20 protein-coding genes are annotated in these 13,038 nt (G+C 48.6%); 4 read left to right on the top strand and 16 right to left on the bottom strand.

Features of this window, described 5'->3' with window-relative positions; translation table 11 throughout:
• The first annotated feature begins 1 nt into the window (after position 1).
• From QQK21_RS17230 to QQK21_RS17245, 4 genes are all read left to right on the top strand, one after another.
• On the top strand, positions 2 to 310 hold the full coding sequence (locus tag QQK21_RS17230; RefSeq protein WP_284193426.1) for a hypothetical protein: 309 nt from the start codon (positions 2 to 4) through the stop codon (positions 308 to 310).
• An 11-nt stretch (positions 311 to 321) separates the two neighbouring features.
• On the top strand, positions 322 to 582 hold the full coding sequence (locus QQK21_RS17235) for a hypothetical protein (RefSeq protein WP_284193427.1): 261 nt from the start codon (positions 322 to 324) through the stop codon (positions 580 to 582).
• An 8-nt stretch (positions 583 to 590) separates the two neighbouring features.
• Positions 591 to 761, top strand: coding sequence for a hypothetical protein (locus QQK21_RS17240; protein WP_284193428.1), 171 nt, complete (start codon positions 591 to 593; stop codon positions 759 to 761).
• Between the two features lie 104 nt (positions 762 to 865).
• Positions 866 to 1,288: a hypothetical protein gene (locus QQK21_RS17245; RefSeq protein ID WP_284193429.1), complete on the top strand. Its 423-nt coding sequence runs from the start codon at positions 866 to 868 to the stop codon at positions 1,286 to 1,288.
• 73 nt (positions 1,289 to 1,361) lie between these two features.
• Here QQK21_RS17245 and QQK21_RS17250 read toward each other — a convergent pair whose 3' ends face one another.
• The 16 genes from QQK21_RS17250 to QQK21_RS17325 form a co-directional block, all read right to left on the bottom strand.
• Positions 1,362 to 2,006: an IncC plasmid conjugative DNA transfer DtrJ family protein gene (locus QQK21_RS17250; RefSeq protein ID WP_284193430.1), complete on the bottom strand. Its 645-nt coding sequence runs from the start codon at positions 2,004 to 2,006 to the stop codon at positions 1,362 to 1,364.
• Positions 1,963 to 4,185, bottom strand: a complete 2,223-nt coding sequence (traD, locus tag QQK21_RS17255) for a type IV conjugative transfer system coupling protein TraD (protein WP_284193431.1) — start codon at positions 4,183 to 4,185, stop codon at positions 1,963 to 1,965. The genes QQK21_RS17250 and traD overlap by 44 nt, the downstream gene beginning before the upstream one ends.
• Positions 4,182 to 4,448, bottom strand: a complete 267-nt coding sequence (locus QQK21_RS17260; protein WP_284193432.1) for a hypothetical protein — start codon at positions 4,446 to 4,448, stop codon at positions 4,182 to 4,184. The genes traD and QQK21_RS17260 overlap by 4 nt, the downstream gene beginning before the upstream one ends.
• Positions 4,445 to 4,843, bottom strand: coding sequence for a PFL_4695 family integrating conjugative element protein (locus QQK21_RS17265; RefSeq protein WP_284193433.1), 399 nt, complete (start codon positions 4,841 to 4,843; stop codon positions 4,445 to 4,447). The genes QQK21_RS17260 and QQK21_RS17265 overlap by 4 nt, the downstream gene beginning before the upstream one ends.
• Positions 4,840 to 5,373: a transglycosylase SLT domain-containing protein gene (locus QQK21_RS17270; RefSeq protein WP_284193434.1), complete on the bottom strand. Its 534-nt coding sequence runs from the start codon at positions 5,371 to 5,373 to the stop codon at positions 4,840 to 4,842. The genes QQK21_RS17265 and QQK21_RS17270 overlap by 4 nt, the downstream gene beginning before the upstream one ends.
• The gene (locus tag QQK21_RS17275) at positions 5,349 to 6,014 is read right to left on the bottom strand and encodes a TIGR03759 family integrating conjugative element protein (RefSeq protein WP_284193435.1); all 666 of its coding nucleotides are present in this window, start codon (positions 6,012 to 6,014) and stop codon (positions 5,349 to 5,351) included. Before QQK21_RS17275 ends, QQK21_RS17270 begins: the two co-directional genes overlap by 25 nt.
• A complete protein-coding gene (locus QQK21_RS17280) occupies positions 6,014 to 6,688 on the bottom strand; it encodes a hypothetical protein (protein WP_284193436.1) in 675 nt (224 codons plus the stop codon). Before QQK21_RS17280 ends, QQK21_RS17275 begins: the two co-directional genes overlap by 1 nt.
• Before the next feature lie 220 nt (positions 6,689 to 6,908).
• On the bottom strand, positions 6,909 to 7,184 hold the full coding sequence (locus tag QQK21_RS17285; RefSeq protein WP_284193437.1) for an HU family DNA-binding protein: 276 nt from the start codon (positions 7,182 to 7,184) through the stop codon (positions 6,909 to 6,911).
• A 24-nt stretch (positions 7,185 to 7,208) separates the two neighbouring features.
• Positions 7,209 to 8,186 (bottom strand): trypsin-like serine protease, encoded by a 978-nt coding sequence (locus QQK21_RS17290; RefSeq protein ID WP_284193438.1) that lies wholly within the window; start codon positions 8,184 to 8,186, stop codon positions 7,209 to 7,211.
• A gap of 56 nt (positions 8,187 to 8,242) precedes the next feature.
• Positions 8,243 to 8,446, bottom strand: coding sequence for a hypothetical protein (locus QQK21_RS17295; protein WP_284193439.1), 204 nt, complete (start codon positions 8,444 to 8,446; stop codon positions 8,243 to 8,245).
• Positions 8,447 to 8,512: 66 nt separating this feature from the next.
• Positions 8,513 to 9,088 (bottom strand): hypothetical protein, encoded by a 576-nt coding sequence (locus QQK21_RS17300; protein WP_284193440.1) that lies wholly within the window; start codon positions 9,086 to 9,088, stop codon positions 8,513 to 8,515.
• 16 nt (positions 9,089 to 9,104) lie between these two features.
• Positions 9,105 to 10,079 (bottom strand): type II secretion system protein, encoded by a 975-nt coding sequence (locus tag QQK21_RS17305; RefSeq protein ID WP_284193441.1) that lies wholly within the window; start codon positions 10,077 to 10,079, stop codon positions 9,105 to 9,107.
• Positions 10,063 to 10,569: a hypothetical protein gene (locus QQK21_RS17310; RefSeq protein WP_284193442.1), complete on the bottom strand. Its 507-nt coding sequence runs from the start codon at positions 10,567 to 10,569 to the stop codon at positions 10,063 to 10,065. The genes QQK21_RS17305 and QQK21_RS17310 overlap by 17 nt, the downstream gene beginning before the upstream one ends.
• On the bottom strand, positions 10,569 to 11,072 hold the full coding sequence (locus tag QQK21_RS17315) for a hypothetical protein (RefSeq protein WP_284193443.1): 504 nt from the start codon (positions 11,070 to 11,072) through the stop codon (positions 10,569 to 10,571). Before QQK21_RS17315 ends, QQK21_RS17310 begins: the two co-directional genes overlap by 1 nt.
• A 16-nt stretch (positions 11,073 to 11,088) precedes the next feature.
• Entirely contained in the window at positions 11,089 to 12,078 is a 990-nt protein-coding gene (locus tag QQK21_RS17320; RefSeq protein ID WP_284193444.1) for a type II secretion system F family protein, read from the bottom strand.
• Positions 12,072 to 12,929 (bottom strand): ATPase, T2SS/T4P/T4SS family, encoded by an 858-nt coding sequence (locus QQK21_RS17325; protein WP_431313137.1) that lies wholly within the window; start codon positions 12,927 to 12,929, stop codon positions 12,072 to 12,074. Before QQK21_RS17325 ends, QQK21_RS17320 begins: the two co-directional genes overlap by 7 nt.
• Between the last annotated feature and the right edge of the window lie 109 nt (positions 12,930 to 13,038).

A 13,038-nucleotide genomic window follows, 5' to 3' on the forward strand; every position in this document is an offset into this window, starting at 1 on the left:
CATGGCAGATATCAACCAAGTGATTGATAGAGGCATTGAGTTGCTTTGGCTGTGTCAGTCTTTGCAGTCTGAAAAAGATGGTGTGGATAGACCCAGCCATAATAAAATTGAACGATCAAAAGTACGTGATTCGTTTGCTCAAGATATCGATCGAGCAGTTACAAATATGAGTGCCCTATACGAAATGATGCCCCAAACTAAGCGTTTATCAGCAGTTGGGCGTGAGCTTGTACAAAAAGGCTTAACCGAGCTGTCTGCGGGTGAATCTTACTCTGATGCTGCGCTTGCTTACCTTGAATCGAAACTTTAGGGGAATAGAAAGTGATTACAGATACTTATATGTATAACGAGAGTTTGACGATTCGTACCAGTGATAATATCGAACGCTACCCACAAAAAACAGCCGATGGTAACGAAATCGTGGTTGTTTATGTTGACGAAGTTGAATTCAAAGGGGCAGGCGGTAAGTGGTCTAAACAAGGCTTCCGTTGGGCTATTGTAGAGCCTCACTTAACCGAAGACGAAATCAAAAATTGGCTACTCAACAACGGCCTTTCTACCGTTCCTTTTCTTAGGGGGTAAAGCGGTCTATGGACATCGAGAAAATCAAAGCAGACGCGCCAGAAGATGCAGCGTTTTGGAGTCCGGCAGTTGAACAATATTTTGATCGTCAGTACATGAATTTGGCTTTTAAAGAACAAGGCAAGCTGATCCAAATCGAGATGCCTTTTCGTGCTGAACTTATCTCACTAACCAAATAACGAGGGTAAAAGGGGCTTATGGCTACTTTCATGGCTTTTTCTTGGTCTCTGTTTTGTAGAAATAACGAATAATTGACGATAAAACGCAACACAGCAAGTATAACATGTTCGAAAATACACGAATTAGGAAGAAACAATCCATGAATATGGCTCGAAAATCTGCTGCCTTACTACTGCTCGTTATGCTTGTCGGCGGTTGTGGTGAGAATGCGACCAATACTGATGTAGAGGTACTAACTCAAGGTGAGGCTATGGGCGAAACCCCAAGAGCACCTACAATGATAAAAGATGCACAAGGAGAGACTATATTAGTGCTGATGCATGGGTGGCGAAGCTATGACGACCCATGTCGAACCGTCGGAGAAACCGCTGCGACCGCGGATTACCTAGACCATACGACCCGTCTGATAGCTTGCCCTGTGGGCGACGCGGGTATAGAAGATATGACCCAACACATGCAAGGCAAGTTGTTAACGGTACTCGAAGGATATCAGTTGATGAGCATACCCAATCCAAGCACGCTTTAATCGCTTTTATCTATGTCCAGTCAAGTATGCTTAGCGATTTAGAGCCTCTTTGTTGTTCATCATGACGTCTTTATTACACAAACTTCTTGTAGCTTGCGACAGATTGATGAACCATCAGGCCAAATAAACCGACACCTGGAAGAATTAACCACTGAGTCGCCACTGCATAAACACCGGGCAACAGTAGCCACAGGTATCCGGTTAATGCTGCCGCCCATGGCATTAATCGCTTTGCATAGTAATGAATGGTCTCGGTTTCTCGCCCGACCATCGCAATGCGGCGCTGACGAACGACGAGACCATCCAGAAACGCCAGTATCACTACTAACATAAACAACGGCATGGCCATGACCAGTAATAAAAGACGGGTGATGAGTGAAAGCGTTACATACACGACCCCTTGCCAATAAGGTTGTAACCACGACATACCGTTGACAAATGAGACCTCAACCAGTGGGCGTGCGTGATCTAATATCCACTGAAATAACACAAACACCCATTGCTGAGCGCCAGGTTGTGACTCAAGAGATTCGATGAGGTGGATAAAAGTGCTTCGGCTATGTTGGCCAGTTGGCCCCAGATAACCACTCCATTCTAGTGCTACAAGCAATACCCATATGATACCAGTGTGGAAAATTGCCGATAAAGGCCAGGTCAGCGGTGATGAATAAGAATCATGCTCTGAGCGTTTCGGCTCTGTTCGTGGTGTTTTTGACATCGGTGTTCATCCATTCGTGATAGGCCTCTAATGACACCCCTTCGACGGTCAGTGCCTCTTTTTCGGATAGGTAAAACGTCTCGCTCCAGTCTTTATCCAGCTCATTGAGCGTTTTTGACCACTCTACCGGCGCTAACGTTTGATTACGTGCTTTCATATTGTCGACCAGCTCTTGAATGGAGCTTGGCAGGGCTTCATCCCCCACACTGCTGGGTAACGGAAAGCGAAGCTTCCAATATTTCGCGCCCTCAAGCTCAGCATAAGCCTGGCCAATAGGAAGGTTGGTCAGATCGCTGTCGGAGATAAGCGGCACTTCTTTGGTTTGAATCGTGTCTTTGTTGGTCGATTTAAAGCCGGTACGGGTTCCAGGCGCATCACTGACACCGGAATCTGGCACCACCTCACGAATCGTGGCATTTTTCATTCGAGAGGTCAGGATTTGGGCGGTCTTAAGCTCTCGTACCCGAAGCGTGATCAAGGTGTTAAAGTTGCCTTTCGTCTGGCCAGCTTTCGCCGCGCTCCCCAAACGCGCTTCGATGTCAGACTCGGTTTGTGTATAGGCCGTCACGAAAAACTTGGCGCCTCGCGCCTTATTGAGGATAGGAATAAATTCATCGCCAATGAGCTCATTGAACTCGTCTGCATGGATCATGATGTTACGTGGCTTGATGTTGGCGTTGTCCATACCTGGTGTGTTACCAAACTTATAAATCTCGCCCGCCAAAGAGCACAGGTCGGCAAACATACTGTTCCCGAATGCGGCCGCGACGGTGGTATCGGAAAGGGCGTCGAGGCCGATGTAGACCACGCCATTTTGATTGATGATTTCTCGCCAATCGACAACTGGCCGCTCATCATGCGCACGATGCTTGGGTGAAATTAGGTGCGCGGTTTTGCCCGTTCCTAGCTTCTCAAGCAGTGGCAATAGTGAGGCGACGATTTTATCAAAGTACGTTTTATCGTACTGAATGGCGCTTCGAAGCCCGCCCAGCACATCATCATCGACCGGATAATCTTGGAAATAGCGCTCTAGCGCGACCACTCTTGGGCTTCGACCTTGTAAGTGCCTAGGGGTATTTTGCTCAGTGACGTCAGCTTCAATCGCGGCCACAAAATCGACCGCTTTGGGGTGATACGTGGGCAGCATTTTCAGACAGTAATCAACATACAGCTCGTCAATGGCCGTGACGTACCGTTGTATGGACGCCATGTCTGGCCGTCTACCCAACGCTTCCTGCGCTCTGGCAATAATATTGACAAATCGCCACGCAAACTGCTTGAAAGCAGCGCTGTTGCCACCGCCTTCCAGCTGACCTGAAACACGAGTGGCCACCTCAGTGATGCGACTGAAACGCCCCAATGGTGAATAACGCCCACTTTGATTGGGATAGCCCAAATGCAGAATGTAAAAATCATCCAGGCGTCCTGAGCGCAAACACTCGATGTACATCCTCAGCAGCATGTCCCCATCGCCCTTTGGATCGAAGTTCAGGACGACATCGCCTCGGCGAATATCTTGTGTCACAAGTAATTCCGCCAAGCGTGTTTTGCCTACCCCTGTGGTGCCGAGCACTAGGGTGTGCCCTGCTCTTGCACTGGCGGGTAATAAACAGTCGGTTTCTTCAGCCAGCCCAACCCCATGCAAACAGGGATCGCCGCCAACTGGCGGTAGAGGCGGAGCGAGATGACAGCGCTTGAGTATAGGGTTCAAACCAGACCATACACTGCCTTGGTCAAACACCGGCTTTTGAGCAAAATATCGGCCCAAAGGTGTGCCCTCATAGCGTGCTTCCATCAGTCTCGCCCATTGATATAGCCGACTTGGCGCAACAAATCTCTCCGCCCAAATTTGGCGGGTATCATATAAGCGCTGCGCGTGTCTGGGCCTGACTTCAAAGCCTTTACCCAAAAACAGCTTATCTTGATAGACCGGAATGTCTTTTGAGGCCATCGCCCAAAAGGGTAGGCTTTTGAGCCCTTTTTGATAGTGTATTAACTGCCTAGCTTGATGTTCTCGCCATCCAGCTAGGCCCAACAACACGCTTGAAACCAGCCATGCACTGTGATGCGTTAATAAAAAATTTGCCGGCTCGAGCGCGACCCAGAAAGCGCCAACAGCAAATGTATAGACACTGACGCGCTCTTCTACAGGACGCAATAATCCCTCAACGGGTGTCATGATAGCGACTCCATCGCCTCAGCAGGTTGAGGGAAGTAGCGGGGGTTATCTTGGGTGTGTCGATTCCCATCAACCAGAGACATCATCGCCGCTTCAGGGCGTACCGATTCCAATAGGCATTGTTCAGCAAGCGCTAAAATCAGAGGGGTGAGCTCAGGTTGGGCGATGATAGTATGGACCTTAGCCACGACATTATGCACATCCGCATCTCGTAAAGGGTGGTGAACGTGGCGGTCCTTGACACGTTTGGGTCTCAGTCTCATTGCTTGATTTCTCCATTTTCAAGTAACACAGGGTAATGCGATAATGCAAATTGGTCGGCCCATTGACGACCTTGTACCGGATACAAAGGTAAGCCGTAACTCATCAACCGTTTGAGCTGGCCAGTGTTGGCCACGTTGACCACGATCCCCATGGCATTAATCGATTTAAGATAGGCATGATGTCGCGCCAGCCAACGATGTGAGCGTCTGTCAGCACCAACAATAAAGAGAGGCTTATCCAAATGAGTGGTGAATGTGCCTTTGGCAACCTTGCCAGGTGTCAGAGACGGCGTTTTTACGGGGAGCATGGGTGCAAACGCTTTTGCGTTCGATGCAGGATTCGCGTTTGCGGCGCTGCTTACGATAACCATAAAGATTACGAGCCATCGGTTCATGAACCACCTCCTGGAAAGGTAATAAGGGTGCGAGCGTAATTTTTAGCAAAATCCTGCCGATAACGTTCAGCTGGCGCACCACCTGCTGGGCGATGATAAAAGCCCGCCGCTTTCGTCCAGTCCCCAAACTTGGCATAGGCCTGTGCCATCAACTGTGCGGCGTAGGTCAAATTGGTTTCAGGCACAAGGACATCACAAGGCTTTGAAAAAGGCGCGCTGTGCCAACGCCAACTTATCTGAGCCAAGCCAATATCGACCGACGGGGTATGCCTCAAAAACTGCATCAGTGCCTGACACGCTTCGGTTTTAGAAGAATAACGATAAGGTTTCTTGTCCACATTCAGCGTCCATGGCCAAGGGCGCACGGTGCCATTACTCAGCAAGATCTGACTTTCCGTTAGGGCGAGGGAGTAGAGCACGGTTGGCGGTATGGATTCACGCTCAGCAATGAGTTGATACAGAGGTGGTACGGCCCATGCTGTCGGGGTGAAAAGCAACCACACTATTATGGCGATTCGATAACGGACCATTGCCCACCTCGTCGTGTTGCGGCCACAGGGAGAGGCGTGCCTCTGGCTAAGGTAAATGCCAAGCCTTGCGTGTCATGATTAAGCGTCACTTCTTTTTGCGAGACCTCTCGCTTTCGCACGCCCACTTCACTGGCCCACTGCTTAAGGGCGAGATCGTTTCCAAGGCTATCGGTCATAAAGACATCGACACCAACCCCTTGAGAGCGCCAATGGGTAAAAGCTTGGTCGCACGCTGCACAATCTCGACGAACAAAGAGCGCAATGCGGCCTGGCCTGGTATGGCCTATCGGGGTTAGGTTTGGGTTTGATTTTTTCCAAGCTGCTTGATAGGCACGATTGAAGGCCAGCAGTCCTTCGGTGCGCGATTGCTCAAAGCGCATCAGCTGCTCGGCATAACGGTGCCTTTCCTCATCGTTTCTTGCAAAGCGACCGAGCACCACCAAGGGGTTGGACATCGACATCCCAAAGCCTTGCGGGGATTGAAGTAGCGCCTGGTAGCGCGCCCAGTCGGATTCTGTCAGCCCCCATTGCGTGGCTTGTGATAACGTGTCAATCCCCTGTGGGACTTCACGAGTGGTTTGAATGTCACTGGCCGTGCTGGCAAAGGCAACCAAAAGCAGTAACCCTACTCTCTTTATCATCACGCTCCCCCCTGAAGTGTCAGAAAGAGTTGATTGTGACCTTGGCTGACCTGCACGCCCTCACGCGTCACGGAATCCAATCGCCACCCTTGATAACGATGTCCCGCTGAGAGCACCATTAACCCACTCACACTGCTCGTCTGTTTAGGGCCAATAATGGCCACATACGACAGGCCCCGTTTTTGAACATCAAAAAGACGAAACGGTAAGTCTTTGGTTACGACCTGAGACGGTGATGGTTTCTTGGGCTTAGGTGTGGCCACCGTATTGCCGCTTGGGCGCTGTTCAACTGCTCGAAGCTGCTTTTTGAGGGTTTGAATGCCCTTGGTTTGCTCTGCAACTTCGTTAGCCAGTGTATCCAACGCGTTTTGCAAACGTTGGTGCGTTTGCATACCGGACAGCATTTGACTGTCTAGGGCTTCAAGGCGAGTGATGAAAGGTTGCATATGCTGTGTGAGCTTTTGCTCAGACGCGGTAATCGCCGCCGATTGATGCTCACTTTGTGACTGGATGTCAGCCAATAATTCTTGCTTGAGACGGTGCCGTGCCCTATCGCTTTGCTCAGTAACCCAATAGGCTGCGATGGCAGTCACACTGGCGCTGACCCCCACAGCCAGTAGCGTGTGCAGGGCAAATTTAATCAACGCCTTTTTTCGTGAAGACGGGTTGGACATGTCGTGGTTCTCCTAATCAACAGAAAGACCACGATAGCAAGGATAAAAACAGGAATGGAAAATAGGGGCGTCTAATTTCGTACGAATTTAAACGCCCCTGTTTCGTGACAAATGATAGGTTTTATGGTAGCACTCCCGCCCTATTGGTTGTGTCCTACGGACCGACATCGAATGCAATTCAATGTCAGTGCGCAGGTCCATAGAAGGTGCGGCAATGAGATTAGGGGTTACAAGCGTCTTTCAGGGCTTTACCTGGCTTAAAGGCTGGGACGGTAGAGGCTTTTATCTCCAACGTTTCTCCCGTTTTGGGGTTTCTGCCCGCTCTTGCCGCTCTGTGCGTGGTTTTAAACGAACCAAACCCGACTAATGTGACCTCGTCACCGTTTGCCAATGCGTGACTGATGGCTTCTGTCATGCTCTCTATCGCCATGCCCGCCTGTTTTTTGGTGAGATTGGCGTGTTTCGCTACCGCATCAATGAGTGATGATTTATTCATAGTTCTCGATCCCTTAGTAGAAAATTAACATGTACGACGTCGTCTGTAACCAAGCGCACCAAGCATAAGCAGCGCTAACCCACCTAGAGAGCCACCGCCTCCACCATTACCACCACTGGCATTCTGGGTATCAACACTGTGTGTTTTGGCAGGATTGATGTTGATGGCTTCAGTGGCACTTAAATGTAATGTGCCTGATGCGTTGTTAGGCGCAGAGACATCATACGTACAGGTCTCAAATGCCGAGAGTGTGTGACCCACACAGCTTCCGCCAATCAGAGTGATGTCACCAGTAGTGTACGCACTGTCTGCAACCCCACCTTGATGCAAAGACTGCACTTTGATGCTGATGTCACCATTGCCTGTTTTCAGTGTAGGGTAATGCCAGCCATTGATCTGCTCTAAAAGCCAATCTTTTACGACGTATAAACTCGTCGCCAACATAGTTCCATCAGCACCTGAATTGTGAATAGCCACAATATCGCCATCTTGATTTACCCATGGGCCGCCTGAGTCTCCTGCTTCTGTAATACCAGCGCCAATATCTTTTGTGCTATACCAATTAGTATTTGAAGTTCCGAGTATATCTATTTGTGTCTTTGCTACATTGAGTATTTGGCTGCCTGCAAATCCATAAATGTCGATATAGTCTCCGTTATTAACGGGTTCCGAGCCAAGGTTAGCTATAAAATGAATATCCTCTGATAAGTGAATTTGTTCTAAATTCCAGACAGCAACATCAGGCCCGTTTGGATCACCAACCCCTCCAGGATGATTATTGACGACTGCGTTCGACCAACTACCATCAGAAAAAGCAATATTTCCCTTTTGTAATTCACAATGGCCTGCTGTTATAAGATGCTTACCTCCTAACAGAGTGCCTGTGCAATTGAATGTTGCTAGATCAGCGTTTTCAGTCCAACTATGAAGTGTTCCATTTTCTACAGCCACTGCTGAATAGGAAGCTATCGCTAGCGCAATACCGGCTAATTTTTTATTCATTATCTATCTCACCGCTAAGCAATTAGTAACATATTAAAGTTAAATATATTTAACTGTCAAGGCGCTATTTTTTTTTGATTTTTAAGATTAGGTAAGCCATTTAGCATATCAATATACGACTGTGCCCTTTTATGACCGCATTCTACTTCTAAAGCAATTTGATGTATTCGAGTTGCAGCCGTATATCCCCAACGTTTAGAGAGAGTGATTGGAGTCCATCCTTTTGATTCATATAATCGTTTGAATTCATCTTTAGTCAAAATAAAGCCCTAATAGAGGTGAGACAAGTTGCATTCTAGCAGGGCGTTCTGTCAAATCAATTTGGCTTATCGAAACTCAAGCCAACTCGTTATGCCATATCCAGCCCCACGAAGGTTGCGAACACTGACTTGGTAACTTCCTCCCACAGGAACTTCCATCGTAATAGTTGCTCCTCCTCCAAAGTCTCCTGAATAGATACGACCATATCGAATCCCGTTGACATAAGCGATCATCTCCTCCCAACGTTCCCCCCTTGGGGTGACTGCAACAACAATGGGGTTGCTGGTTGTGTTCCAATAGACTCCATTATTACCTCTAGATCCAAGTAGGTTGTACCATGCACGTGTATCTGAAGTGCTTGTTTGTACAGAGAGTTCACTACTAGTAAACCCATGGGTTCTGGGAGTGTGAGGATTGGTAAGTTTTAACTCTTCATCTTGCTGAATTGCATCTTCATATGTCACTTTTGCCAATGCATTACTGCACGTGAATGTAAGAGCAAAGAAAATAATACTCAGGAACGTCATAAGGGACGGTATTTCCCTAGAAAAAGTACTATAGAAGTGTTGATAACTATGTAAATCTCGCTTATCCGTTTTTGTTGAATATTGGAAGTATGATTCTTTAGTTATTTCTCTCATGTGATGTTTCCTGTATTTACTTACACTGCAAAGAGAGCGTGACTAATCCCAAATGTAAAGCCACGTTCGCACCATCTGAATTACGCTTGGCACCCACATCTAATCCAACTTGCACATGGGTCTCTGTCTCATTAAGTTTGTAAGCTCTTTGCATACCAGTGAGTGTGTGATATCTGTCCGTTAGAATTTCTGTAATTGACAGACTAGTAATTATTTTCTTATTGATTGGACATTTGGGCTTTTGGACCCAAGTTCCGTGAGCAACGGTATAAATATCGGTTAGACGGCTAACCACTCCCTTTTGAGAGCCATCATAATTGCGCACAAACACATCTTTCACGTTTGTAATCGCATAGTTCCCCCCCGTATCCCAATCGCCATCTAAGGGCGTCGAGCCATCTTTTTGCAGATACTCTCGATACTGCAATGTCTTGGTTAAAGGTTTGACGGTAATGCGAATATCATAGTTTGGCATGACACGCGCCCCTGGAAATTTCAATAGTGCGGTTTTCCAACTGCCGTAAGTCCCATCATCGGGCAGTTGGCCAATCGGAACGGTAATGTAATATCGCCCTTGGGGGATAGGCAGAATCGTCGTGTCCCAAACCGGCTTTAACGTCAATCGTCCTTGACTAAATGGGACATAATCTGGACGAATACAAATCTCTGCCGCTTCCTCTTCTTCACTGCAACTTTCCCAAAAGCGAGAGCTGTAGTCGTTCATCAATGCATTGACGTCCGCAGGCCAGCTTTGGAGTGATTCTCTAAAATCGGGGTCAGGGTCAATGCCTTGGGCCTTGACCCGGTAAAACTGATAACTTTGAACCTGTCTGGTCACAAGCTCTAGATGTTCGATGTAATCTTGAATCTTTACGAATCGATACCCCTTCATCACCGCAGGGACACCAACCGCTAACAGCCCCCCAATAATGCTCAGTACCAAGAGCACTTCGTAAAGAGTGAACCCTTTGGTATTAGTCATACGACGCATAGCAGCCGCTCTCCATGTTAAAATCCATCATCGCCCATTCTGATTCCGTGACAGACACCATCTGCTTAACACTCAGGGACCTACTCTCTGGGTCATAGCGCCACTGCGACACATTGCCAACCGCTGCGTCTCTGAGTAACGCCCCCTCGGTTTCATTGGGCGCGGTATATTGAACTGACAGCACCACAAAATCACTGTGGGGCACTCGCTCCCACCCTAATGACACTTGCCAAGGGGTCTTTTCCCAATTCGCGCCCGTTAACCACCCTTGCTGTGCGAGAAAAGATGGCGTCACCGATGGCAGAGGATCAATACACTTTGAGGCGTGAACATGGTCGGTTAACGCCAGTTTCATCCCTTCCATCAACGCCTCTTGACTGGCCTTAAGCTGAGTGTCTTGACGATGGGAAAGTGAATACCACAAGGTGGTACTGACTCCGATAAGCGATAGCGCCAAGCTGCTTGTCAATATCACACTGATTGGTGTCATTACATCGTGACCGTAATGGTGTTTTCAGCCACGGTAAGGCCCCCACAACTTGTTGCAGAAGTGCAATTTGCCGCTGTATGGGGGGCAAGTGCATCCGCTAAGTCATCAATGTATTGGCTGTCAACGTTGGTAATGCCGATATCGATCAGCTGTGAGTTGGACGTATTCACGGTTACCGTATAGTTCCCCCCATAGGGATTCGTTTTGACTCCATCACGGGTGCTCCCACATATTTTCATTGGTACAGCGTTACGCTTAGCGCCGCATAACTTAGCCATTGATACGCCGGTGTGATTGATGGTTTTGGTACTCTCCGCGCCGGCTTTTATTGAGCCAACGGCGGTCACTACCGCAGTCCGGTTTAGATTGGCTCTTGCGGTCACATACGTTTGCACCGCAATCGCCATAGCCAAAGCGGCAAGCACCATCCAAAGCAAAAAGTTATCGATAGTAAAACCGCCTTGTTTTTTACGCAGTGACGTCATTGTTTTCATAGATTTCATGGTTTTTCCTTTTTTATTAAATTGAATTGAGGAGTTGGAACATTGAGAGAATAAGTAAGGTGGCCAGTAACACGACGGACACCAAGATGATGGTTTTGGGTAACAACTGCTTTAATCGGCTCAGTTTTCGGCTGGCCATATCACTGTGATGGCTCGCAGCGCGTTTCAGCAAGCGCGAGAACTGCTGATGATTGTCACCAAGTACCTTTAAATTTGATACGCTCTTGGGGAGCAACAAACCAGTATCCACCACTTGACCAAGATTGGCTTTCATCGAGAGATGGGCGTGCATTTGATTGAGATGCCAACGCATATAGGGGCTGGCGTTTGGGATCATCAACTTCATGGCCATGGGTAAAGTCATTCCGGCACTGGAGAGATTGGCAAGGGTTCGCAGCAATTGCGCCGCCACACCTAATCGATAGTGGTAAAACAGTGGCCAGCGGTCGAACATAGCGCGCATGGGGCCAGACCAACGTGGCAACGCTAAGCCAATAGCCACAAACATCACAAACAAAACGCCGATGAACCAAGGCCCGCCATGAATGACCATGTCACGAAGCTGACCAGCTAACCCCGTTGCTGTAGGGGTTGCCAGTAAAATTTCACCCGATACGTAAGTGCCCAACACGCCAACTATGATCAAAACAAGCAGAGGCCATCCCATCACAAACGCCAGCTGACCCATGATGTTTTGACCGCCATCCAATTCATCAATGGCCGACTGCACGCCTATGAGTAATTGGCCAGACTGCTCTGCCGCATCGATCGCCGCAATGACCACCGGATCGCACCATTTCGATAACACCTGAGTGAAGGTTTTCCCCTGCCCAGGCGCTTCAAGCCCTTCTTGACCGATTTTTTTCGCGCTGCCCGTTTCATGCTCAACCAATAGCGCACAAAAAGCCCTAATCGTGAGCCCGTCTTCCAAACACAACAACCATTGCTCTAGGAGTTCACGCTGCTCACGACGCCCAAAGCATCGCTGCTCTAATTGGCTCAGCATAACCCCATCTCCTGTTTAATCTGGGCATAGCGCTGCTGACTGGCCACAGGCATCAATCCATCGACCTGCTCTGAGGCCGACGCCAAATCCACTTGACCAAGACGAACACGATGCAGGGTATGCTCACGAATGTCTGGCCAGCCTTGACTTTCTAGGTAACGTTTCCAGCCTAAATAATCTTGTTGCTTGATAAACTCTCGGTCCGCATCTTCTAGCGCAATCAGCTCTAGGACCAACAGACGTCCTTTTTCACCCTTTTGGCCGCAGCTCGGACACCCATTGGGATGACGTACACGAACCTGTGATTGGTGGTGTTCATCAATAACCGCATTCAGTTGACGTGTCAGGACATCAAACTCTTCGGTTTTACCACAGCGTTGATAGACCTCCCCCGCCTCAGACAAAGGGAGTGCACAATCTGGGCACAGTTTTCGAATCAGCTTTTGGTGACTAAACAGTTGCATCAACCCAGGAGCCGCCACCATTGAGGGGGCGATCCCCAGCTGCTCAATCAATATCGCAGGCACCCCAATGGCCGAGTTCGCGTGTAACGTCGAAATCGCCAGTCCACCGGTTTCCCCTTTGCGAATAAACTCTTTGGTCGCCTTGGCGGTTCGCAGCTCACCAAACGCCGTGATATCGATGTCTTGCCTGAGCTGCTCCTGCGCATAAAACTCATAATCGAGATAGATATCCCCCTCTTCGGTGAACTTTCTCCGAGGCTCAACTAAGGTTTTGGTCACGCCCTCTTGGTCAAACTCGACCGGATCTTCCAGGGTATGACAGCAGCGCGCTTCGCGGTCAATGCTCTCGAACAAGGCAAACATCAGTGAGGATTTCCCCGACCCCATTGGCCCCGTTAAGATGCCAATGCCACTGCGGCGCTTGGTAAAACTCGGGGTATTGCGCCCAATTCACCGATAAGTTCCACCTAATCCTATTTCATCAATATTTTCATAT

The organism is Vibrio zhanjiangensis, from assembly GCF_030161235.1.
In the GTDB taxonomy this organism is placed as follows: Bacteria; Pseudomonadota; Gammaproteobacteria; order Enterobacterales; family Vibrionaceae; genus Vibrio; species Vibrio zhanjiangensis.